The organism is Xanthomonas sp. JL1, assembly GCF_038405005.1.
In genome coordinates, this window is the sequence record NZ_JBBYGR010000055.1 from 1 (window position 1) to 21,605 (window position 21,605).

17 protein-coding genes, 1 other RNA gene and 4 pseudogenes are annotated in these 21,605 nt (G+C 64.4%); 13 read left to right on the forward strand and 9 right to left on the reverse strand.

Translation table 11 applies throughout. The features are described 5' to 3' along the window. The 3 genes and pseudogenes from WJW29_RS12975 to WJW29_RS12985 form a co-directional block, all read right to left on the reverse strand. Positions 1–259: pseudogene (locus WJW29_RS12975) on the reverse strand (IS5/IS1182 family transposase); the annotation flags it as partial. Positions 260–380: 121 nt separating this feature from the next. Further along, positions 381–575, reverse strand: a pseudogene (locus WJW29_RS12980) (IS5/IS1182 family transposase); the annotation flags it as partial. A gap of 112 nt (positions 576–687) precedes the next feature. Continuing rightward, entirely contained in the window at positions 688–1,173 is a 486-nt protein-coding gene (locus tag WJW29_RS12985; protein WP_011258293.1) for a DUF456 domain-containing protein, read from the reverse strand. Positions 1,174–1,400: 227 nt separating this feature from the next. Between WJW29_RS12985 and WJW29_RS12990 the strand changes: the two genes are divergently transcribed. Further along, on the forward strand, positions 1,401–1,616 hold the full coding sequence (locus tag WJW29_RS12990) for a cold-shock protein (RefSeq protein ID WP_011258294.1): 216 nt from the start codon (positions 1,401–1,403) through the stop codon (positions 1,614–1,616). Between the two features lie 250 nt (positions 1,617–1,866). Here the strand turns inward: WJW29_RS12990 and WJW29_RS12995 are convergent, their stop codons facing one another. Both WJW29_RS12995 and WJW29_RS13000 read right to left on the reverse strand, forming a co-directional pair. After that, positions 1,867–2,346, reverse strand: a complete 480-nt coding sequence (locus WJW29_RS12995; RefSeq protein ID WP_011408030.1) for a glycine zipper 2TM domain-containing protein — start codon at positions 2,344–2,346, stop codon at positions 1,867–1,869. Between the two features lie 131 nt (positions 2,347–2,477). Continuing rightward, positions 2,478–2,906, reverse strand: a complete 429-nt coding sequence (locus WJW29_RS13000; RefSeq protein WP_011408031.1) for a cytochrome c — start codon at positions 2,904–2,906, stop codon at positions 2,478–2,480. 72 nt (positions 2,907–2,978) lie between these two features. Between WJW29_RS13000 and WJW29_RS13005 the strand changes: the two genes are divergently transcribed. Continuing rightward, complete coding sequence (locus WJW29_RS13005) at positions 2,979–3,809, forward strand: tRNA threonylcarbamoyladenosine dehydratase (protein WP_011258297.1); 831 nt, start codon at positions 2,979–2,981, stop codon at positions 3,807–3,809. A 61-nt stretch (positions 3,810–3,870) separates the two neighbouring features. On the opposite strand, the gene WJW29_RS13010 is transcribed toward WJW29_RS13005, so the two are convergent. Together WJW29_RS13010 and WJW29_RS13015 are read right to left on the reverse strand one after the other, a co-directional pair. Beyond that, a complete protein-coding gene (locus WJW29_RS13010; protein ID WP_011258298.1) occupies positions 3,871–4,638 on the reverse strand; it encodes a TatD family hydrolase in 768 nt (255 codons plus the stop codon). Further along, a complete protein-coding gene (locus WJW29_RS13015; RefSeq protein WP_011258299.1) occupies positions 4,638–4,853 on the reverse strand; it encodes a DUF6116 family protein in 216 nt (71 codons plus the stop codon). Before WJW29_RS13015 ends, WJW29_RS13010 begins: the two co-directional genes overlap by 1 nt. Before the next feature lie 145 nt (positions 4,854–4,998). On the opposite strand from WJW29_RS13015, the gene WJW29_RS13020 reads away from it, so the two are divergent. The 8 genes and pseudogenes from WJW29_RS13020 to WJW29_RS13055 all read left to right on the forward strand — a co-directional run bounded on the left by WJW29_RS13020 (position 4,999) and on the right by WJW29_RS13055 (position 16,043). Beyond that, positions 4,999–5,790 carry a glycine zipper 2TM domain-containing protein gene (locus tag WJW29_RS13020; RefSeq protein WP_011408033.1) on the forward strand — a complete coding sequence of 264 codons (792 nt, stop codon included), beginning with the start codon at positions 4,999–5,001 and terminating at the stop codon, positions 5,788–5,790. Positions 5,791–5,935: 145 nt separating this feature from the next. Then, positions 5,936–7,111 (forward strand): acyl-CoA dehydrogenase family protein, encoded by a 1,176-nt coding sequence (locus WJW29_RS13025; protein ID WP_011258301.1) that lies wholly within the window; start codon positions 5,936–5,938, stop codon positions 7,109–7,111. An 81-nt stretch (positions 7,112–7,192) separates the two neighbouring features. Next, a pseudogene (locus WJW29_RS13030) lies at positions 7,193–9,219 on the forward strand (DUF3857 domain-containing protein). A gap of 125 nt (positions 9,220–9,344) precedes the next feature. Further along, the gene (locus WJW29_RS13035; protein ID WP_027704133.1) at positions 9,345–9,983 is read left to right on the forward strand and encodes a glutathione S-transferase family protein; all 639 of its coding nucleotides are present in this window, start codon (positions 9,345–9,347) and stop codon (positions 9,981–9,983) included. A gap of 175 nt (positions 9,984–10,158) precedes the next feature. Beyond that, on the forward strand, positions 10,159–12,099 hold the full coding sequence (gene asnB, locus WJW29_RS13040) for an asparagine synthase (glutamine-hydrolyzing) (protein ID WP_011258305.1): 1,941 nt from the start codon (positions 10,159–10,161) through the stop codon (positions 12,097–12,099). Between the two features lie 216 nt (positions 12,100–12,315). Beyond that, complete coding sequence (locus tag WJW29_RS13045) at positions 12,316–12,870, forward strand: NAD(P)H-dependent oxidoreductase (protein WP_011258306.1); 555 nt, start codon at positions 12,316–12,318, stop codon at positions 12,868–12,870. A 221-nt stretch (positions 12,871–13,091) separates the two neighbouring features. Then, on the forward strand, positions 13,092–14,522 hold the full coding sequence (locus WJW29_RS13050) for a replicative DNA helicase (protein ID WP_011408037.1): 1,431 nt from the start codon (positions 13,092–13,094) through the stop codon (positions 14,520–14,522). A 102-nt stretch (positions 14,523–14,624) separates the two neighbouring features. Continuing rightward, positions 14,625–16,043 carry a deoxyribodipyrimidine photo-lyase gene (locus tag WJW29_RS13055; protein WP_012444398.1) on the forward strand — a complete coding sequence of 473 codons (1,419 nt, stop codon included), beginning with the start codon at positions 14,625–14,627 and terminating at the stop codon, positions 16,041–16,043. A 3-nt stretch (positions 16,044–16,046) separates the two neighbouring features. On the opposite strand, the gene WJW29_RS13060 is transcribed toward WJW29_RS13055, so the two are convergent. After that, positions 16,047–16,123, reverse strand: a non-coding RNA gene (locus WJW29_RS13060) — sX9 sRNA. A 336-nt stretch (positions 16,124–16,459) separates the two neighbouring features. Here WJW29_RS13060 and WJW29_RS13065 point away from each other — a divergent pair. The 3 genes and pseudogenes from WJW29_RS13065 (at position 16,460) to WJW29_RS13075 (ending at position 18,702) form a co-directional block, all read left to right on the forward strand. Next, complete coding sequence (locus WJW29_RS13065; RefSeq protein WP_011258309.1) at positions 16,460–17,185, forward strand: OmpA family protein; 726 nt, start codon at positions 16,460–16,462, stop codon at positions 17,183–17,185. Between the two features lie 173 nt (positions 17,186–17,358). Next, positions 17,359–17,694: pseudogene (locus WJW29_RS13070) on the forward strand (SDR family oxidoreductase); the annotation flags it as partial. 51 nt (positions 17,695–17,745) lie between these two features. Continuing rightward, positions 17,746–18,702, forward strand: coding sequence for an IS30 family transposase (locus WJW29_RS13075; RefSeq protein ID WP_041182034.1), 957 nt, complete (start codon positions 17,746–17,748; stop codon positions 18,700–18,702). Between the two features lie 243 nt (positions 18,703–18,945). Here the strand turns inward: WJW29_RS13075 and WJW29_RS13080 are convergent, their stop codons facing one another. Continuing rightward, positions 18,946–21,327 (reverse strand): TonB-dependent receptor, encoded by a 2,382-nt coding sequence (locus tag WJW29_RS13080; protein WP_041182035.1) that lies wholly within the window; start codon positions 21,325–21,327, stop codon positions 18,946–18,948. Positions 21,328–21,605 lie beyond the last annotated feature (278 nt).

Below are 21,605 nucleotides of genomic sequence, written 5' to 3' on the forward strand. Positions count from 1 at the left end.
CGCACACCGCTTCATCGGACAGGTCGTAGGCGTGCTTGAGGTAGAGCAGCCCGGCGATCAGACGCATCGGCAATGCGGGTCGACCGCCTGTGCCGGTGGTGGCCGGCAATTGCGGCGACAGCGCCTGCTCCAACGCACTCCACGGCAGCCGATGGCTCAGCTGGACCAGCGGATGGCGCAAGTCGATCTGGTTCTCCAGACGCGAACGACACAGCTCATCGGCATGCAATTGCTCGGCAGCAGGACGGCGTGTCCGCATGGGCGAAAACTGCCAGAAACCAGGACGTAGCGTAACGAACACTGGCAATTCCAGCACACCGAAAACGCAGATGAAGCCTTGCAATGGATGTGGTCTGGGGGTTTTTCAGGGGCGACTACGTAGCTGCCGTGCATTCCAAGTGCTGCAACAGGCCCGACTCATCGTGCGCCCCAATGTGCGCCTTTATCCCGAACAAAAGGGCTGGTTGCCTTCTTGGTCTGGTGCATGTCCGGATCGCGCTCGCCTTCTTCGTTATCGGTCGAACTGGTGCAGCAATGATCGTGGCATCGACCATCTTCCCGCCGCGCAGGCTCTGCCGCGTGCGTTGCCGTTGTCATCCGCGTCGCCGCAGGTCAGTTGCATCAGGATCGTCCGATCTGTTCGTTGAGGGATGATCTCAGGATCAGATGGGTTGTTCAGGCCTCACCCTAGAAAAACCAGCCGATGGCGAACACGCCAAGCATGCACAGGCCAAGCGCCAGCTTGGTGGCGGTGCCGAGCATGATGCCCACCCAGGTCCCGATGCCGACCTTGGTAGCCTGGCCGGTCTTGCGCGTCTGGTAGTACTCGCCGATCCATGCGCCGGCGAACGGGCCGACAAACAGCCCGATCGGCATGAAGAAAATGCCCGCAATGCCGCCGATCACCGATCCCCACAACGCCATTTTGCTGGCGCCCACGCGCTGCGCCCCGTAAAGCGTGGCCAAGAAGTCGATGAGGAACGAGAGCGCAGTGATCAGTCCCAGCACGACCAGCGTGACCCAGCCAACGTGGGTGAAGTCGTCGGCCCAGGCCGCGACCAGCAGGCCGGCGAACACCAGTGGCAGGCCCGGCAGGGCCGGCAGGATGATGCCAGCCAGGCCGATCAGCACCAGCGCTGTGGGCAAGATGTAGTAAACGACGGCAGTGTCCATGATGGTTACACAGGTCCCAATTCAGGCTTGACAAAAAGGCGCAAGAGGTGCTTGAAAATTCATTTTGTGCAGGTTAAGTTGCTGTCGCTGCTGTTTGCAAAGGTCACCGTGAATCGTGGCCTGATGCGGTAGATCGTCCGATCTGCTACATCCTTGTACCTCGCTTCCTCCTTGCAATCACAGCCACCACCGCCAGTCCATCACAGTGTCGTAGGGAGTCAGTCGAGATGTCCAACATCGAACGCGAGAATGGTCTCGTGAAGTGGTTCAACGATGCCAAGGGCTTTGGATTCATTAGCCGCGAAAATGGCGAAGACGTCTTCGTCCATTTCCGCGCGATCCAGATCCAGGGCTTCAAGAGCCTCAAGGAAGGTCAGAAGGTCAGCTTTACGGTCGTGCAGGGCCAGAAGGGCCTGCAGGCCGACGCAGTGCAGGTGGTCTGAGTCCACGCCTGTGTAAGCGCATCACGCAGACAGCAGAAAGGCCCGCGATCGGGCCTTTCTGTTTTTTTGCTGTTTATCTTGCCGACGCACTCAGCGGGTATGGCGCAGTGCGCTTTCCAGTACCGCCATGAGGCGCGCTTGAGATCAGCTTGCCGACGTCGGGTCGGGCACGTCGCTTAACCGGCTTTTTGGCACGCGTCGTATTTCCTGGCGACGCTGCGGCGATGCTGCCGCAGCGTGCACGGTTGGATCAGCGCAGCACGACCTTGCCGTTGACCACGCGCACATACGCGTTTTCGCGCACGCCAGCCAGGTCGCGCTGATTCACTACGATCACGCGGCCGTCGTCCATGCGTACCTGCACGTCGAAGCTGGAGCTGGTGACGTTGTTCTGGATCGCGTTACCCGCCAGCGCACCCGCAGCGGCGCCAGCGACCGCTGAAATGTTCTTGTTACCGGTGCTGCCGCCGGTGTCCTTGGAAATCTGGCGGCCGGCAACGGCGCCCACAATGCCGCCGAGGACCGCGCCGGTGCCGGTGGGCGCAGAGCGGGTCGGGGCGACTTCATCGATCCGGGTCACGATGCCGCAATCCACGCAACGCTGCGTCTGCGAGTAGCCCTGGTCGTAATCGCGGTCGCCGCGATAGCTGCCGTACTGCGGCTGAGGGGTAGCGCAGCCAACCAGGGTTGCGGTTGCAGCCAGGCCAATGACGAGCAGTCGGGTCTTCATCAGATCTCTCCGGGTGGTTCGAAAAGGCGGCCAGGGCCGCGGCGACGTCATCCTGTGATGGTCCAGGTGAACGGTCTGCCAACTGGTTCACTGCAGGCTTAACGAAACCCGAGCGCCGTATTCATCGAACCTCAGCGAAAGTCGCGATGGCAGGCCTCGCAGGCATCGGAAATGCGCCTGTGGAGTCTGCCCAGCGCTTTGCAATCGGCCAGCGGCACGCCCTGCGCCTGATCCAGCGCAGCACGCAGTGCCTGCGCGTGCTCGCTAAAGCGGCGATCCTCGCCAATCTCGGGAAATGCCGGCTCTGCCTCGTCGGCCAGCAGGCGCAGCGATTGCAGTCGTCGCTGTTGCTGCGCCGGCGTGCAGGCAGCACCTGTGTCGGGTCGCAGCGCGCGTAATTGGTAAGCCATGACCTGCATCAGGCTATCGGGTACCGGGTCGCGCCGCGCCTGTAACGCATTAGCCACCATGACGGTGGCGACCAGGCCGATCAGCACGCCCAGCACCAGCATGAAGGCGTAGCGGGCCGCGCGGGATTGGTTGGGGGGCGAGTTCTGCATAGGTGGCTTCTGGGAGGCAACGTTCGTCGCGGCGGCGTGGGCGTGCCCGGGCGAGGCGCGTAAAATAGGCCGATGAAAGCACAATCGCGTGAACGCTTTGCCGGTATCGACCGGCTGTATGGAGTCGGCACGGTCGAGCGCTTGTCGGCGTGCCGCGTGGCGGTGGTCGGGATGGGCGGCGTGGGCTCGTGGGTGGTCGAGGCATTGGCGCGCACCGGGGTGGGCCAGATCCGCCTGATCGATGCCGATGACCTGTGCGTTTCCAACACCAACCGGCAGTTGCCGGCGCTGGCCGGCCAGTACGGACGCAACAAGGCGCGTGCGATGGCCGAGCGCTGCGTGGCGATCAACCCTGACATCGAAGCCGATGCGGTGGAGGCGTTTCTGACCTCCGGCAATATCGAAACCCTGCTGGGTGCGGGCTTCGATCTGGTGATCGATGCCTGCGACAGTTTCCGGGTCAAGGTGGAAACCATTGCCTGGTGCCGGCGGCGCAAATTGCCGCTGTTGACCGTGGGCGCGGCTGGCGGCCGCACCGATCCCACCCTGGTGCGCGTGCGTGATGTCTCGCGCACCGAGCACGATGCAATGTTGGCGCTGATTCGCAAGAAGCTGCGCGGCGAATTCAATTTCCCGAAGAACCCGCAGCGCTACTTCGGCGTGCCGGCGGTGTATTCGCTGGAAAACGTCAAATATCCACAGGCCGATGGCAGCGTCTGCGGCATCCGTCCGCAGCTCGATGCCGATGCCACGCTCAAGCTGGATTGCGGGGCAGGGCTGGGCGCGGCCACGCATATCACCGGTACCTTCGCGTTTGTTGCGGTGGGCAAGGCGTTGGAGATGTTGCTCAAGCCCAAGGCTGCAGCCGCGAGGCCGGCAGCCGAGGCAGTTGCAGCCTCGTGATGTCGCCTGTCCATTGCCTGGTCGTGTCGACTACGCGGTCGCGGTGACGCGCATGCTCCTCTCAGTGCGGTAGACCGAACAAGCGACGCGCGTTGGCGCTGGTCTGCGCCGCGATGTGCGCGGGGTCTTCGCCGCGTAGGTCGGCGATGCAGCTCAGCACCGTGCGCAGGTATGCCGGCTCGTTGCGTTGGCCGCGGATGCCGGCGTCGGGCTGATCGGGCGCGTCGGTTTCCAGCAGCAGGTGGTGCAGCGGCATGCTCGCTACCAATCCTCGCAGACGAGTGGCGCGTGGGTAGGTCACCGGGCCGCCCAGGCCGATCATGAAATCCAGGTTCCACAACTGTTGCGCCTGTTCGGGGCTGCCGGCAAAGCTGTGCACCACGCCGCGCAGGCCACCCACCGCCTTGATGCGGGCAATGACCTCCTCGGTGGCGCGGCGCGCATGCACGATCAGCGGCAGGTCGAAGCGCTTGGCCAGCTGCAGCTGGCCGTCGAAGTAGTCGCGCTGGGCCTGCGCGTCCAATCCATCCACAAAGAAATCCAGGCCGCACTCGCCGATCGCGCACGGCCGCTCGCGCTCGATCCATGCGGCCAGCAGCTCCAGATGCTCGGGGCGGTGTTGATCCAGAAACAGCGGGTGCAGGCCGTAGGCAGGGTATAGGCCAGGCGCCTGCGTGCTGACAGCACGCAAGCCCGGCCAGCTGGCGGCGGTGATCGCCGGCAGCACTTGCTGGATGACCCCCGCTGCCTGCGCGCGCGCAATCACCGTTGCGCGGTCGTGGTCGAACTCGCCTGCGTCCAGATGGCAGTGGCTGTCGATCAGCTGCATCAGTCGCGGCGCACCGGTGCTTGCAGCGGTGCCTTGCGGGTTTTCCAGTTTGCCAGCAGCAGCGTGGTGAGGCCAAACAGCAATTCGTCCAGGAACGGGATCGGGTCCGGGATCACCAGATCCACCAGAAACAGCGCGGCGGCCAGTTTGAACAGGGTGGGATAGCGCAGCGTGCCGGCCCAATCCAGGGCGCGTGCGGCGAGAGGATTTCGCATGCGAATGCTCCGGCTGTTAGAGATGCATGAAGTAACCGCTAGCTGAACTTAACCGTCGTGTTCATGAGCGATGGCGTTTTCGTTCAGGGTTCCCATGCTGGAATCACAGCCGTCAACAACGCGGTGCGTCCGCAGGGAGCTGGTTATGAAGAGCAATACGACAACTATACTGGTCGCTGCTGGTGCCTTGCTGGTCGGAGGCGTCGCCACTGCCGCTTTCATGAATAACCGCCCGTCGTCCGGCGATTTTGTGGCCAATGGCCAGCCGGCACCGCGTGGCCTGGAATACGCCGACGTGGTCAGGGTGGCCCCGATCAGCCAGCGCGAGCCGCAGTACGCGCAGGTCATCAACAGCAACGCCATCCGCGAAACCACCACCAGCACCTCGCCGCGCGAAGTGTGTCGCGATGTGGTGGTGCAGGAACGTCTGCCGGAACGTGACGGCAATGTCGGTGGCACCGTCGCCGGTGCCATCATCGGCGGCTTGATCGGCAACCAGGTGGGCGGCGGCAACGGTCGCAAGCTGGCGACCGCCGCAGGCGCGGTGGGTGGTGGCTTCATCGGTAACAGCATCGACCGCAACCACGTCGGCGGCCGCGTGGTCGATCGTACCGAGCGCCAGTGCCATACCGAAAATGCCAACTCGCAGTCCTCGCGTGTGGTGGGCTACGACGTGACTTATCGCAATGCCGATGGCACCACCGGCACCATGCGCATGGACAGCAAGCCGGGCGAGCGCATTTCGCTGGGCGACGCCGACAACGTGGTGGCCTATGACGTCACCTACCGCTACGACGGTTTCGAAAAGACCGTGCGCATGAACGACAAGCCGGCCAGCGACCGTCTCCCGGTGGTCGATGGCCAGCTGGTGACCCAGATGGCATCGACGGCGGGCGACTCCAACGTCCGTCAGGATGGTTTGAGCACCCGCCAGTAACAGGCACGCCGAAGCGCTCGCAAGTAGCGTAGTGAATGAAAAAAGAGCCGGCAGTGCCGGCTCTTTTCGTTTGTGCCATTCCCGGGCCGGCAGGCACCACCATGTTCGGCCGGCAACTGGCAGATAATCGCGTCTTCCGCTTGCGATGACAGCCAACATGCCGGCACGCCCTGATGATCTGTTCGACGTACGCGCGCTTCTCACCGACGAAGAGCGGGCGGTGCAGGAGGCGGTAGCGCGGTTTACCGATACGCGGGTGGTGCCGGCGATCGGCGATGCCTTCGATGCCGGGCGCTTCCCGCGCGAGTGGATTCCAGACCTGGCGGAATTAGGGTTGCTGGGTGCCAGCCTGCCGGTTCGCGATGGCGGTGCGGGTCTGGGCGCGGTGTCTTACGGACTGATCTGCCAGGAGCTGGAGCGCGGCGACAGCGGGCTGCGCAGCTTCGTCAGCGTGCAGTCTTCGTTGTGCATGTATCCCATCCACGCCTATGGCAGCGACGAACAGCGGCAATGCTGGCTGCCGGAAATGGCGACCGGCAGGGTGATTGGCTGCTTCGGCCTGAGCGAGGCGCAGGGCGGGTCGGATCCTGCCGCGATGACGACGCGCGCGGTGCGCGAGGGCGACGGCTGGCGCTTGAATGGCGCCAAGATGTGGATCACCAACGGCAGCATTGCCGGGTTGGCGATCATCTGGGCGCATACGGACGATGGCGTGCGTGGCTTTTTGGTCGAGACCGACAGCGCCGGTTTCAGCGCGCACGACATCAGCCACAAGATGAGCCTGCGTGCGTCGGTGACGTCGGGCCTGTTCCTGGACAACGTGTTCGTGCCGGAGCGGATGCGGCTGCCGGAGGCGGCCGGTTTGAAGGCGCCACTGAGTTGCCTCAACCAGGCGCGCTACGGCATCGCCTGGGGCGTGATCGGCGCGGCGGTGGCCTGCCTGCGCGAGGCGCTGACCTATGCCGGCGAACGCATCCTGTTCGGACGCCCGTTGGCGGCCACGCAGAGCGCGCAGATCAAACTGGCCGACATGGCGCGAGGGATTTCGACCGCCCAGCTACTCGCCTTGCAGCTCGGCCGCTTGAAGGAAGCCGGTACGTTGCGGCCGGAGCAGATCTCGCTGGCAAAATGGAATAATTGCCGCATGGCGCTGGATGTAGCGCGCGAATGCCGCGACCTGCTGGGCGCGGCTGGCATCACCACCGAGCATGTGGCGATCCGGCATGCGCTGAACCTGGAATCGGTGATCACCTACGAGGGCACCGAAACCGTGCATCAGCTGGTGGTGGGACGTGCGCTGACAGGACTCAATGCGTTTTGACAAGGAGTGGATGATTGATCAGCAAGGATGTGATGAAACGCCTGGGCGGCGTCTTCTGGAGCCGTGTGCTCCCTTGCCGGCATGGCAATTGCCCCAGCGCAGGCCAACGAGGCGCCACGCATGGCGCCGACGCCCAGCTGGGTGGTGCCGATGCCGTGCCCGACAACGTGCCTGGTGCCACCGGCTGCGCTAGGAGCTGGTATCCGACCAGGTCGATCTGACCGGCCGCGTGTCGCAGGCCTACCGCCGGCTCAGTGACACCGTGCAACGCGCCAAAAGCCTGGAGGAAGCCGGGCAGATCTCCATCGACTATCAGCCGCAGTACCAGCAGTTGGAGCTCAACAGCCTGGATGTCTGGCGCGCCGGCAAGCGCATCGACATGCGCACGCGGGCGCATTACGCCATATTGCGGCGCGAAAGCGGGCTGGAGAATGGGTTGATCGACGGCGCGCTGACGCTGTCGATCACCTTGCCGGACCGACGCGTGGGCGACCGTGTCGACTATGGCGTGACCATCAGCGGCAGCAACCCGGTGTCCGGCAAAGGCTCTTGCGACGTATTCGAAGCGCGCCAGCGTGCCGCTGGGCGAGCGCCGGGTACGTGTGCGCTATCCCGCCGCCACGTCGCTGCAGTGGCGCATCAGCGCGCCGGGGTTCGGCCGCAATGTGCGCACGGTGGATGGGGTGACGCTGCTGACATGTGGTGGTACGTGCGCATCTGCCGCAGGGCGAGGTGTGGGTGGATGCCACGCGCGACCGCGAGGACGGTCCGTTGGCGCAACGCCGGCAGCTGCCGTTCGTGCGCGGCTTGCCGGTGATTGCAGGGCAGGACAGCTTGGTCGAGGTGCCGGCGTCGATGCCCGCGTTGCCGCAGATCGAAGTGAATGAAGACATCGCCATTTCGCTGCGCAAGCCGCAGCGTTGGGCGAGCTTCACGGTAGACACCATCTATCGCCACGATAGGGCTGAGGGTGTCGCCGGCAGCTTCGACGACGATGGTGCGCAGACGGTGGGCGAGCACTATCTGGAATTCATGCAGCAGTACTACACCGCGCTGACGCAGGTGAGCGTGCCGAGCATCGATGATGCCGACCCGCTGAATGTGCGCACGCACGAGGCCTACCGGCTGGAGTGGCCGGCGAACGAGGGCGATGCGCTGGGCTTTGCCTTGTTCCAACTCGGGAAAGGATGGATGCGCTACCGAAGGAGGCGCGCAAGAGCCCGCTGGCGCTGGGCGGCCCGCCGCTGGCGCGGCAGACCGTGCGCGTGCACAGCGACCCGGCGACGCAGGTAGAAGCGGAGACGCCAGTGATCGCCAACCCGTGGTTCCGCTTCTCGCGCAGCATCGCGATGCGCGACGGCACGCTGGTCATCGTGGGCGAGTGGCAGCGCTTCACCGACCGTATTCCGGCCAACGGTGTGGCGCGCGCTGCGTCCGACATGGAGCGCGCGCGAACTGCTGTACTTCCATCACGATCTCAAGCCGCAACGGCGCGCGCAGCCACCCGACCGGCGTGCGCTCAGCTACCCGCTGGCCGGGTTAATCGCCTTGGTGGTGCTGCTGGTGGCATGTCTGCTTTGGTGACGCGGATGCCGCAGCACGCCGGGCTACGCTGGAGCGCCTGGGCCGTGTTCGCGGCGACTACGCTGCTGTCGGCGTGGGTGTGGCTGCACGCGCTGCCGTTATGGGCCAAGGCTGGTGGCGTCATCGTGGTGGTGGCAATCGCCGTGCTGGGATGTGTGTTGCTCAGGTAGATCTTGCGCTGGATGGGCAGCGGTACGCAGCGCACGCAGATGTTGCCGGCCATGGCCGGCTGCGTCTTGCCTTGGCTGGTGTGCCTGCTGGCGGCCGTGGTCGCGCTCAATGGCCAGGTGGCGTTGCTGCGCACCGGCGCGACCGATCCGGCCGGCATGACGCAGCTGGCGACGTGCATTTTGCTACTGATGCTGGGCGCGTTGTGGTGGTCGGTCTGCGCAGTGCAGGCGGTGGCTGCTGCTGGCGGCTGTGCGCGTACGCGTGCGTTCTGCGCCTGGGCGCTGACGGTGGCGGCACTGGGCATCCTGATCGCCGTGTTGCGTGTCCCGGTGGCGGTGGTGGCATTCGCCTGAAGTCGTTTGGCGCGGCAACGCACGCAAGCGTGGCATCGGCGGGCCGCTGCTGCGTGCAGGGCTTTGCAAAGGCACGCCGGGCTGTGACACTGCCAGCCCCTTGTTGCTGCCGCGGAGCCAGCGAGATGTCCACCGTGCGTCCCCCGCTGACCGTCCATGGCATGTCCAGTTCCGGCAATTGCTACAAGGTGCGTTTGCTGCTGGAACAACTGGTCAGCCGCTACCACTGGGTGGAGGTGGATAGCGTGGCCGGGCAGACCCGCACGCCCGCGTACCTGGCCAAGAATCCCAACGGCAAGGTGCCGATGGTGGAACGCGACGACGGCCGCGTGTTGACCGAATCCAATGCGATCCTGTTCTGGCTGGCCGAAGGCACCCCGTATCTGCCCACCAATGCGTGGCAGCGCGCGCAGGCGCTGAGCTGGATGTTCTTCGAGCAATACAGCCATGAGCCGTCTGTGGCGATGGCGCGGTTCATCAGCCTGTGGACGCCGCGCGATGCCGCGCGCCGCGCCGAGCTGCCGCAGCTGCGTGTGCGCGGCGAGCAGGCGCTGGCCCTGATGGAACAGCATCTGCAGCAGCACGCCTGGTTCACCGGCAGCGACTACGGCATCGCCGATATCGCGCTGTTCGCCTACACCCATTGCGCCGAAGACGGCCGTTTCGATCTGGAGCGCTGGCCGGCGATCACGGACTGGTTGCAACGCGTGCAGGCGCTGCCGCGCTTCGTGCCGATGCCGTCAGCTGCGTCGGTGACGGCATGAGCCGTGCGCGCGATGTGCCTGGCGCTGACGTCGGCATCGCTGCGTGCTTGGCGGACACTCGTCTTTGCTTTCTTCCATCGGCCTTCGCCATGCGCTTGCACGCGCGCGCGCTGCGCGTGACGCGTGTGGGGCACGCCCGGTTACTCCCCGTTGCCAGCAGGCAGGAGCACTGACGATGTGCGGATTGGCAGGACTGTTGCTGGCTTCGCCGCGTCTGCATGGCGAACAGCTCGATGCGCTGGTGCGGCCGATGGGCGCCGCTTTGCGCCATCGCGGCCCGGACGATGCCGGCACTTGGTGCGATGCGCAGGCCGGCGTTGCCTTGGCGCATCAACGGCTAAGCATTCTGGATCTGTCGCCGCTCGGCCACCAGCCGATGCGTTCGGCTGATGGCCGCTATGTGCTGGCCTATAACGGCGAGGTCTATAACTTCGCGCAGCTGCGCGCGGCACTGTCCGCGCTCGGGCATCGCTTCCGCGGCCACTCCGATACCGAAGTGTTGCTGGCGGCCGTGGTGGAGTGGGGCCTGGACGAGACGTTGACCCGCTGCAACGGCATGTTCGCCATTGCGTTGTGGGACGAGCGCGACAACTGCCTGTTCCTGGCGCGCGACCGGGTCGGCAAAAAGCCGCTCTACTACGGGTGGGCCGGCGACACCTTGGTGTTCGGTTCCGAACTCAAGGCCTTGTGGCAGCACCCGGATTTCGACAACGGCGTCGATCGCAATGCGCTGACCTTGCTGTTGCGGCTGGGCTACATCCCGGCGCCGGCCTGCATCCACGCGCACACCTTCAAGCTGATGCCTGGCCGCGTGCTGCGCATGGATGCGCAGGCCGTGGCGGCCGGCGCTGCCGCGCATCGTGCCGATCAGGCGCAACAACCGTTCTGGAACGCACGCGAGGCGATGCAACGCGCGCTCGCCGCACCATTCACCGGCAGCGACGCGCAGGCCGAAGAGCAGTTGGATAGCGTGCTGCGCGATGCGGTGGCCCTGCGCATGGTGGCCGATGTGCCGGTGGGCGTGTTTCTTTCCGGTGGCACCGATTCGTCCATCGTCACTGCGATGATGCAGGCGCAGAGCGCGCAGCCGGTGCACACCTTCAGCATCGGCTTCGAAGGCTCGCATCACGACGAAGCGCCGCTGGCGCGCGAAGTCGCCACGCATCTGCACACCGACCACACCGAACTCTATGTCAGCGGCGCCGATGCGCTGGCGGTGGTGCCGTGCCTGCCGGACATGTTCGACGAACCCTTCGCCGATGCCTCGCAAGTGCCGACGGCGTTGGTCGCACGGTTGGCGCGCGGTGGGGTTACGGTGGCGCTGTCCGGCGACGGTGGCGACGAATTGTTCTTCGGCTATGGCCGCTATCAACGTGCGCTGCGCAACTGGCGCATGCATGGCCTGGTACCTGGCCCGCTGCGTCGCCTGATGGCAGTGGCAGCGCGTCGCAATGGCGAATCTTCGCGTACCGGCGGGCTCGCCGCGCTGGTGGCCGAGGCGGGCGCACGCGGCATCGGCGACATCTACCGCAACCGGATTTCGCGCTGGCGCGACCCGGCAGCGGTGGTGCCGGGGGCGACCGAACCCGATAGTTTTTACAGCCTGGCCGACCCGCTGCATGGGTCCGGCACCCCGGCCGACGCGATGATGCTGGCCGACTTCGCCGCGTATCTGCCCGACGATCTGCTGTGCAAGGTGGACCGCACCACGATGGCGGTGGGGCTGGAGGCGCGCGCGCCGCTGCTGGATTGGCGCGTGGCCGAATTCGCCTGGTCGCTGCCGCTGTCGCTGAAATATCGCGATGGAATGAGCAAGTATCTGCTTAAGCGCGTGTTGTGCCGCTACCTGCCGGACACGATGGTGTACCGCGGCAAGCGTGGCTTCGGCGCGCCGGTGAGTGCATGGCTACGCGGCGATCTGCACGGCTGGGCGGACGATCTGCTGGCGCACGGCGCGTTGCAGCGCGAGGGCGTGTTCGCCGCTGATACCGTGGCTGGCCTGTGGCGCGACTTCAACGGCGGCGAGCGCAAATGGCATACGCACCTGTGGACGGTGCTGATGTTCCAGGCCTGGCAGGCGCACTGGCGCGAGCAACGCGCAGCCATCACGCGCTGATCGTGGTTGCGGCGACGCGCAATGGTGAGGTGCTGAAGATGGCGCTGCAGTGCGCGGCGTGTTGGCGTTGCTTGTCGCTTCGGCCCTGCCGTCGGAGCGGGGAGTGATCAGCGCACTGCATGCAGCTGCGGCGCAGCGGCCGGAGCCGGGCGCCGTTTCACCAGCGCTGAGCATGCTGCTGGGTAGGGTGGGGCCCTGTTTCCACGGAGCGTACCCATGAGCAAGCTCACCATTGCCGTCCTGGTCGGCAGCCTGCGCGCAGAGTCGTATAACCGTCAGCTGGCGCGTGCGCTGGAGCATCTGGCCGGCGACATGGCCGTGTTCGAGTACCTGGAGATCGGCGATATTCCGCTGTACAACCAGGACCGCGACGGCGATTACCCGGCAGAAGGCACGCGCCTGAAGCAGCAGATCCGCGCGGCCGATGCGGTGCTATTTGTCACTCCCGAATACAACCGCTCGATTCCTGGCGTGCTGAAGAATGCCATCGACACCGCCTCGCGCCCCTACGGCGATAGCGCGTTTTCCGGCAAGCCTGCGGCGGTGGTCGGTATTTCGGTCGGCGCGATCGGCACCGCTACCGCGCAGCAGCATCTGCGCAACGTGCTGGCGTATCTGAACATGCACGTGCTCGGCCAGCCGGAAGTCTTTCTGCAGTACAAGGACGGCCTGTTCGGGCCGGACGGCCAGATCGCCAATGCCGACAGCCGCAAATTCCTGCAGGGCTTCATCGGCCAGTTCCTGGGCTTGATCGGGCACCTCAAGCGCTGAGTTGACCACAGCGGCGCCGCGCTCGGGCGCGGCGTCCCGCGGGGCCTCGGGGAAGGACGGAAACCCAGGTGGCGCAACGGTCTTGGCATCTGCGACAACCGGCGCGTGGAACGCTGATACACCGCCTATACACCAGTTATCCACAGAGTTGTGCATGGTCGTCGGCGTCGCCGATGACTATGCTTCCTGCCCTTGTCTGCCCGCGTCAGGTTTGTCTGTCCATGTCCGCTCGTCCTGGTTTCCGTTCCAAGCGCAATCGTGATCGCGACGACGACGATTACGATCGTCCCGAGCCGCGTCTGGACCAGCTGCGGGTGCCGCCGCATTCGGTCGAGGCCGAGCAGGCTGTGCTGGGTGGCTTGATGCTGGCGCCGGACGCGTTCGACCGGGTCAACGATCAGCTCACCGAAAACGACTTCTACCGACGCGATCATCGGCTGATCTACCGCGCGATTCGCGAATTGAACCAAAAAGATCGCCCATTCGACGCAGTGACCCTGGGCGAATGGTTCGAATCGCAGGGCAAGCTGGAGCAGGTGGGCGATGGCGCCTACCTGATCGAGCTGGCCAGCACCACGCCGTCGGCAGCCAACATCGCCGCGTATGCGGAAATCGTGCGCGACAAGGCGGTGCTGCGGCAGTTGATCGATGTGGGCACCACGATCGTCAACGATGGCTTCCAGCCAGAGGGCCGCGACAGCATCGAGTTGCTGTCCTCTGCGGAAAAGGCCGTGTTCAAGATCGCCGAAGCCGGCGCGCGCGGGCGGGCCGATTTCGTGGCGATGCCCGGCGCCTTGAAGGATGCCTTCGAAGAGCTGCGCAACCGTTTCGAAAACGGCGGCAACATCACCGGCTTGCCGACCGGCTATAACGATTTCGATGCGATGACGGCCGGCCTGCAGCCGACCGACTTGATCATCCTGGCCGCGCGTCCGGCCATGGGCAAGACCACCTTCGCGCTGAACATTGCCGAATACGCCGCGATCAAGTCCAAGAAGGGCGTGGCGGTGTTTTCGATGGAAATGTCGGCCTCGCAGCTGGCGATGCGCCTGATCTCCTCCAACGGTCGCATCAATGCGCAGCGTCTGCGGACCGGTGCGCTGGAAGACGAGGATTGGGCACGCGTGACCGGTGCGATCAAGATGCTGAAAGAAACCAAGATCTTCATCGACGACACCCCGGGCGTGTCGCCGGAAGTGCTGCGTTCCAAGTGCCGCCGCCTCAAGCGCGAACACGACCTGGGCTTGATCGTCATCGACTACCTGCAGCTGATGTCGGTGCCCGGCAACAGCGAAAACCGCGCGACCGAAATTTCGGAAATTTCGCGTGGCCTGAAGGGGCTTGCGAAGGAACTCAACGTGCCGGTGATCGCGTTGTCGCAGCTCAACCGCTCGCTGGAAACGCGGACCGATAAGCGCCCGGTGATGGCCGACTTGCGCGAATCCGGCGCAATCGAGCAGGACGCGGACATGATCGTCTTTATCTACCGCGACGATTACTACAACAAGGAAAATTCGCCGGACAAGGGCCTGGCCGAGATCATCATCGGCAAGCACCGCGGCGGCCCGACCGGCTCGTGCAAGCTCAAGTTCTTCGGTGAGTACACCCGCTTCGACAATCTGGCGCACGACTCGGTGGGCAGTTTCGAGTAAGCGCAGTGGACCCGCTGGGCGGCCATCCGTCGCCCGGCATCGCGCCATCGTTGCGGCCGCTGGCTTATGCTGCGCAGCCTCATCGTTCGCTGCCGAGTTCGTATGTCATACGCCATCGTCTGGTTTCGTCGCGATCTGCGTCTGCAAGACAACCCGGCCTTGCGTGCCGCACTCGATGCGGGGCATCACCCGATTCCGTTGTACATCGACGCACCGCACGAAGAAGGCGAGTGGACGCCCGGCGCCGCATCGCGTACCTGGCGGCATCGCTCGCTTGCAGCGCTGGAGGATGCGTTGCGTGCGCTTGGCAGTGGCCTGGTCATCCGCGCCGGCGACAGTGCACAGGTGCTGGATGCGGTGATCGCGCAGACCGGCGCGGTGGCGGTGTATTGGAACCGCAAATACGAGCCGGCCACGCAGCCGCGCGATGCGCAGATCAAGCGCGCATTGCGCGAGCGCGGGATCGAGGCACAGAGCTGCAATTGCGCATTGCTGTTCGAGCCGTGGCAGTTGTCCACGCAGCAGGGCGGCCCGTACAAGGTGTTTACGCCGTTCTGGCGCAATGCGCTGACACAGCTGCAATTGCCCGCCACAGCGCCTGCGCCGCGCAGCCTGCCGCCGCTGCCTGCGATGTTGAAGACGGATGCACTCGACACGCTGCAGCTGGTACCTAGCTTGAACTGGGACCAGGGCTTCTGGGAGCACTGGCACGCCGGTGAAGCCGGCGCGCACGAAATGCTGGAGTTCTTCATCGATGGCGGGCTGTCCGGGTATCGCAAAAACCGCGACCGCCCCGATCGCGTTGGCACCTCGCAACTTTCGCCGCATCTGCACTTCGGCGAGATTGCGCCGTGGCGCATTGCCAGCGCGCTGGAAGCGCAGCGCACTGCGCGCAATGGCGCAGAAATCGATGGCTATATCCGCCAGCTGGGCTGGCGCGATTTCGCCTATCACCTGCTGCATCACTTCCCGGACACCACCAACCAGAACCTCAATCCGCGCTTCGAAGGATTCGACTGGGCGAAGGTCGATCCGGTTGCACTGCAGGCCTGGCAGCGCGGCCGCACCGGCATCCCGATCGTCGATGCCGGTATGCGTCAGCTCTGGCACACCGGCTGGATGCACAACCGCGTGCGCATGATCGTCGCCAGTTTTTTGTGCAAGCATCTGCGCATCCACTGGATCGAAGGCGCGCGCTGGTTCTGGGACACGCTGGTGGATGCGGACCTGGCCAACAACACGCTGGGCTGGCAGTGGGTGGCCGGCACCGGCGCCGATGCGGCGCCCTATTTCCGCGTGTTCAATCCAGTGACGCAAGCGGAAAAATTCGATCCGCACGCAACGTACATCACGCGCTGGGTGCCCGAGTTGGGCAAGCTTCCGGTGAAAGAACGCTTCGCACCCTGGTTGCATCCCTTGTCGCTGGCACGCTTCGCACCAGAGTACCCGCGCACGCCGATCATTGGCTTGGCCGAAGGGCGCGACGCGGCGCTGGCAGCCTATTCGAAATCGCGCGCTTAGAGCGGCGAACAACACGTCGCGAGCAGCTGTCAGGTGGGCGTGGACGGCGCGCTCAGAACCGCAGTGCAGGCGTGGTACATGCCGATTCCGGGCACCGGCCGCGCCCGCCTGGCGGTGAGCGCAGTCGTTTTGTTCGCCGCTCCAGTCGCTGCTGATCGATGCGCGTGTGCCTGTTTCGACAGCGCATGCCGCGTCGTTTTGAGAGTTGGTGCGTGGGCACGGAGCGTATGTATTTGCTGGCATGCGCTGGCGATTTGATGGCGCACCTGTGGCATCTCAACGCCGAAACCGTTTTCCTGAATGGCATGCCCGCTGCGCGCATGCTGCGGTGGTTTTCATCATGCGGCAGTCGCGTGGGCCTGTTTATCCTTGTGGATACGATTGAGCGCCGGATGGTCCGGCCATAGGAGAACAGCATGTCCCCAGCAGCTACCAAGAGTCTTGCCCTTGCCCTGGCCAGTGCCATTGCGCTGTCCGCCTGCGCCACCGGCGGCTCATATGTGCAGCGTGATCAGTACGGCGACCAGACGCAACAGCAGAATCGGACCGGTCGCAATGCGCTGATCGGTACCGCGATTGGCGTGGCTGCGGGCCTGCTCACCGGCGACAGCGCTACCGAACGTCGTCAGCATGCAATGATCGGTGCCGGTATCGGTGCGTTGAGCGGCGCGGCAATCGGCCAGTACCAGGATCGTCAGGAACGCGCGTTGCGCGAGCGCACCGCCAACACCGGTATCGAAGTGCAGCGCCAGGGCGACAACATCAGCCTGAACCTGCCGGACGGCATCACCTTCGACTTCGGCAAGTCTGCATTGAAGCCCGAGTTCTATACCGCGCTTAACGGCGTGGCCTCCACGCTGCGCGAGTACAACCAGACCATGGTGGAAGTGGTTGGGCATACCGATAGCGTCGGTAGCGATGCGGCGAATCAGCGCCTGTCCGAAGAGCGCGCCGGTGCAGTGGCGCAGTACCTGACCGCGCAGGGTGTGCAGCGCGAGCGCATGGAAACCATGGGCGCCGGCAAGCGTTATCCGATTGCCGACAACAACACCGATGCCGGCCGCGCAAAGAACCGTCGCGTTGAAATTCGCCTGATTCCGTTGCGTGCCGAAGGCCCTGCCAGCAATACCGATATGCGTTGAGTGTGATGCAGTGACGCGTGGCAAGTCGGATGACTCACCCGCGATGTGCTGATGTGCGGGAAAACAGGCCGCGAAAGCGGCCTGTTTTTTAGTGCTGCATGGTGTGTAGTCAAGAGCAGCTAAGAGCGGCTAACAAAACGATTGCGCAGCCGCCAGGCGGGCGCGGCCGTTGCAATGTGTCGAGCCTCCTCGGCTCGCTGACCTTGCATAGCCAAACCGGCTCGCCGATCTACGACTTCAAGATTCCTGCTTACAACATCTCCAAGAGCGCGTTGAATAGTTGGACGGTGCATCTTGCCTACGAATTGCGCGAGACCGCCATCAAGGTCAATGCCGTGCATCCGGGCTCCGTCAAAACCGACATGAACGGTGGTGGGGAACTCGAGGTGGAGCAGGGCGCCTACAGCAGCGTGCAAATGGCGCCGTTGGATGCCCACGGTTCCAATGGCAGCTTTACCCATCTGGGAGAGGGCGGCTTCAACTCTGGATCGCAACACCAACGGTTGTGACGTGGTCCAGGCGACCTGACCTGAGCACTTCACCGCCAAGTGGAGTTGCCCATGTCATCCAGCCGCCTTGACCTATCGGAACGATACCGTCTGCATGCGTTATATGAAACCGGGATGTCGATGCGCGCCATCGCCGATGTATTGGCGCGTGCGCCCAGCACGATCAGTCGTGAGCTGCGCCGCAATCAGCACGCTGCGCGGTACCAGCCCGATCACGCGCAGCGCATCAGCGCCCATCGGCGCACGCACGCCAGCCGGCGTCCACGCATCGACGCTGAGCGTATCGGCCAGATCGAGGTCCTGCTGAGGGAGGACGCCAGTCCCGAACAGATCGCCGGCCGCACCGGCTTGGCCAGTCACGCATGGATCTATCGGCACATCGACGCCGACCAGAAGCTTGGTGGTCAGCTGTTCATGCATCTACGCAAACGCCGCCGCAAGCGCCGTCGGCGTGGCGTGCGCGATGGCCGCGGGCAGCTGACGCATCGGCGCAGCTGGACACAGCGCCCAAGCGTGGTTGAGCAGCGAAGCCGCATCGGCGACTGGGAGCTGGAGACCATCAGGGCCTCGCACGGACGCGCCGTGGTGGTCAGCATGACCGAACGCTGCAGTGGCCTGCATCTGCTGGCTTATTCACCCGACGGCACCGCCGAGAACGTGCGCAACGCCATTGTCCAGCGACTGGGCGGCCTGCGCCATGCAGTTCACACCCTCACCGCCGACAACGGCAAGGAGTTCGCCGATCATCGGCTCATTGCCGCCTGCCTGCAGAGCGATTTCTATTTCGCAGATCCCTACTGCCCATGGCAGCGCGGCAGCAACGAGAATGCCAACGGATTGACACGCCAATACTTGCCACGGCAGACCGATGTCAGCACCATCACCGATGCGCACCTGCGATGGATCGAGCAGCGGCTCTACAATCGTCCGCGCAAGATACTTGGATTCAAAACGCCCCTCGAAGTCTTCTCCGAGGAGGTCCTCAAAAGCGTTGCGAATCAGAGTTGAATTCGCCATTGAAATAACCCATCACGATGCGCCGCGTTCTTTCGCATGCGGTGCGTGCGTCTCGCTATTTCCATCGCATGCCGCGCATGGGGAAGATGCCGGCGTCGTTGCCAGGCAGCGTTTGCAATGGCGACCGCCAGCCGTGGCATGCGCCGACACCGCGACGCCATGAAACGGCGCACTGTCGTTCGCATGATTCCGCGCAGCAGTCTCCACTGCTGCGCGGCTCTGTGCTGCGCCGATCTACCAGCGGTACGCCACCGACATCTGGTACTGCCGCCCGGCAATCGGCCGGCCCATGAAGAGACCACCGGTGGCCGCACCAGGCACGCGCACGTTGCCTTCGGTCAGGCCCAGCGTGTCGGTGACGTTGCTGCCGCTGGCGGTGACTTCCCAGTGTTCGCCCACATGCAGGTTGGCGCCCAGCTCCAGCATGTCGTACGAGGGCAGGCGCTGGCTGTTGGCCAGATCCGCGAAGCGCTCGCCGATGTACGAATAGGTGGCAAACACCTTGAGATCGCCGAACGGTAGCATCCAGTAATAGCTGGGCGTGATGCGGAACTGGCGCTTGGGCTGGCGCATCACCTGGTTGCCGGTGAACTCGCGATAGTTGCGGTATTTCGCATCCAGCCACACCCCGGTGCCAGCCAGTTCGAACCCGCCCAATGGCCGAATCGCGCCTTCGACTTCCAGGCCGCGTGCGCGCGAATCGCCGACCGCGGTGAAGTTCTGGCCATTGGCCAGAAATGCCTGGAATGGCGAATTTTTAAAGGTGTTGTAGAACGCGGTGAGATACAGGTCGTAGGCACTGGTGCCGGACTTCACGCCAAGCTCGTATTGATCCACGTCCTGCACGCGGTTCTGGCCATCGCGCAGGTTGTCGAAGCCGGGAAACTTCACCCCGGAGTTGACCCGCACAAACAGGCTGTTGTTCCGATCGAGCGTGAAGTTCACGCCGGCCGTCCACGAGAACGCTTCATCGTCTTGATCGATGCGCCGCGTGGTCGCAAGCGCCAGCGAGGTGGCGTTGTCGTATAGCGTGGCCGGGTTGCCATCCAGATCCACAGTGGCGGTGTCGTGCACATCGCCGGTGACGCTCTGGCACTCGTAGCGCGCGCCCAGGTCCAGGCGCAGACGCTCGCTCAGCTCCCACTCGTCGGCAACGAATGCGGCGATGTTTTCGCCGTTGTACTTGGCGCGCAGGTTGAAGAAGGCAGTGCTGGTGAAACCCTGGCGCGTGGGCTGCCGGCCATCGTCCAATGCCACATCGATGCGGCGTGCGTTGTTTTGCGCGGTCAGCAACAGGGTGTTGCCCAGGTACCAGGTGTCGGCAGAGGAATACTTGGCGTCATACGCACCTACGGTCAGCGTGTTGCCGGCAAACAACTCGCGGCTCAGGCGCAGATCGTTGGTCAAGGAATTCAGGCGTTTGTCCACCGACCACCAACCGGCTTCGAGCACCTGCTGATTCGCATCCACCGCGCCTCCTCCATTGGTGTAGCTGGCGCTACCGCTGCTGCCGTAGCCGGCGATGAAATCGCCCAGGCGTTGTGGCGCATCGCCGGTAAATAGCGCGTAGGTTGGCGCGCTGCCGTTCATCACGTTGAAGCGGTCGGCCACGGTCCAGCCGCCGCGCTCCCAGTTCCATTCGCCGCCGAACACGTCGATGTCGACGCCGCGGCCATCGGCCAGATCGCGTCGCAGCGTCTGGCCATTGGGACCGACGAGAAGATCCACAGTGCGGAAGTCGCGGCCGAGCAGGGTGCCGGTTTGCGCGTTCAAGCCGGGAAAGCTGGAAAGAGCGTTGCCGTTGTTGCGCGAGAGCAACGGAATCGCGGTGTAGAAGGCGTTGTTATCGTCGGTGTGGCGCGCATAGAGCGACAGCTCGCCGCTGTCCCAGCGCTTGCTCAAGGTGGCGCTGAACTGGCCGCCCTTGTCGGCGGAGAACTGCGGGTCGCGCACGCCGTCGGTGTCGCGAAAAAAACCGCCCACGCTGTAGTACCAGCCATTGCCCATCGGCCCGCTGTTGAACACATCGATGCGGCGCAATGCAGTGTTGCCGCCGGTCAGGCGCACGCTGCCTTCGGGTGCATCCTGGCCTTTTTTCTGGATGAAATTGACGGTCAAGCCAGGCTGGCCGTTGGAGAAGATGGGGCTGGAGCCACCACGCAGCACTTCCATGCGTTCGACCGTATCGTCGACGCGGAACAGCGTGGAATTCTCCAGGAACGACAAGGTCGGCGGCGGGAACAGCGGCGAGCCATCCAGTTGCATGGTCACGAACGGCGCATCGCCTTCGGAGGGCATGCCACGCACGAAGATGTTGGCGCCGGTGCCGCCACCGCTGGGCTCGGCCCACACGCCGGGCACGATCTTGAGCAGATCTGCGGTGCTCTGCGGCACCGCTTGTTGGATCTGCTCGGGGCTGGCCGTGGTGATCGAAAAACTGGCGTCGCGTTTGGCCAGGCCTTTGAAGCGCGCGGTACCACTGACGATGACCGCATCCAGCGTGGTGGCGTCCTGATTGCCCGATGCAGGCGTGACGGTCTGCGTGCGGCCATCCGGTGCCAGCAGCACGGCAGCGACGGCGAGCGAGAGGGCGTAGCAGGATGATGAAAAACGCATGCGCAAGGCTCCTTGTCTTAAATGCAAGAACGCCGCCAAGCCACGCGGTGGTGCGCAGGCATCGGCAGCGCGTGCACGCGCCCGCCCGCGCCATCGCGTCGCTTGCGCCCCCTGTCAGCGCAGTGCTCATGAAGTTTTAACCCTAGATGCACCACAGCCTGTTGTGCGACGCAGCAGCCGCGGTCTGCACTTTCATGATGACGGTACGACGATGTTTGCCTGGCTGTGGCGGCGATCACATCCTGTGCATCGGCTGACGCACGCAGCGACGAGCGGGT

What these genes read in the sequence shown, in the direction of transcription:
- WJW29_RS12985 (WP_011258293.1), bottom strand. Translation starts at nt 1,173, where the DNA reads ATGGACACTGCCGTCGTTTACTACATCTTGCCCACAGCGCTGGTGCTG.
- WJW29_RS12990 (WP_011258294.1), top strand. Translation starts at nt 1,401, where the DNA reads ATGTCCAACATCGAACGCGAGAATGGTCTCGTGAAGTGGTTCAACGAT.
- WJW29_RS12995 (WP_011408030.1), bottom strand. Translation starts at nt 2,346, where the DNA reads ATGAAGACCCGACTGCTCGTCATTGGCCTGGCTGCAACCGCAACCCTG.
- WJW29_RS13000 (WP_011408031.1), bottom strand. Translation starts at nt 2,906, where the DNA reads ATGCAGAACTCGCCCCCCAACCAATCCCGCGCGGCCCGCTACGCCTTC.
- WJW29_RS13005 (WP_011258297.1), top strand. Translation starts at nt 2,979, where the DNA reads ATGAAAGCACAATCGCGTGAACGCTTTGCCGGTATCGACCGGCTGTAT.
- WJW29_RS13010 (WP_011258298.1), bottom strand. Translation starts at nt 4,638, where the DNA reads ATGCAGCTGATCGACAGCCACTGCCATCTGGACGCAGGCGAGTTCGAC.
- WJW29_RS13015 (WP_011258299.1), bottom strand. Translation starts at nt 4,853, where the DNA reads ATGCGAAATCCTCTCGCCGCACGCGCCCTGGATTGGGCCGGCACGCTG.
- WJW29_RS13020 (WP_011408033.1), top strand. Translation starts at nt 4,999, where the DNA reads ATGAAGAGCAATACGACAACTATACTGGTCGCTGCTGGTGCCTTGCTG.
- WJW29_RS13025 (WP_011258301.1), top strand. Translation starts at nt 5,936, where the DNA reads ATGACAGCCAACATGCCGGCACGCCCTGATGATCTGTTCGACGTACGC.
- WJW29_RS13035 (WP_027704133.1), top strand. Translation starts at nt 9,345, where the DNA reads ATGTCCACCGTGCGTCCCCCGCTGACCGTCCATGGCATGTCCAGTTCC.
- asnB (WP_011258305.1), top strand. Translation starts at nt 10,159, where the DNA reads ATGTGCGGATTGGCAGGACTGTTGCTGGCTTCGCCGCGTCTGCATGGC.
- WJW29_RS13045 (WP_011258306.1), top strand. Translation starts at nt 12,316, where the DNA reads ATGAGCAAGCTCACCATTGCCGTCCTGGTCGGCAGCCTGCGCGCAGAG.
- WJW29_RS13050 (WP_011408037.1), top strand. Translation starts at nt 13,092, where the DNA reads ATGTCCGCTCGTCCTGGTTTCCGTTCCAAGCGCAATCGTGATCGCGAC.
- WJW29_RS13055 (WP_012444398.1), top strand. Translation starts at nt 14,625, where the DNA reads ATGTCATACGCCATCGTCTGGTTTCGTCGCGATCTGCGTCTGCAAGAC.
- WJW29_RS13065 (WP_011258309.1), top strand. Translation starts at nt 16,460, where the DNA reads ATGTCCCCAGCAGCTACCAAGAGTCTTGCCCTTGCCCTGGCCAGTGCC.
- WJW29_RS13075 (WP_041182034.1), top strand. Translation starts at nt 17,746, where the DNA reads ATGTCATCCAGCCGCCTTGACCTATCGGAACGATACCGTCTGCATGCG.
- WJW29_RS13080 (WP_041182035.1), bottom strand. Translation starts at nt 21,327, where the DNA reads ATGCGTTTTTCATCATCCTGCTACGCCCTCTCGCTCGCCGTCGCTGCC.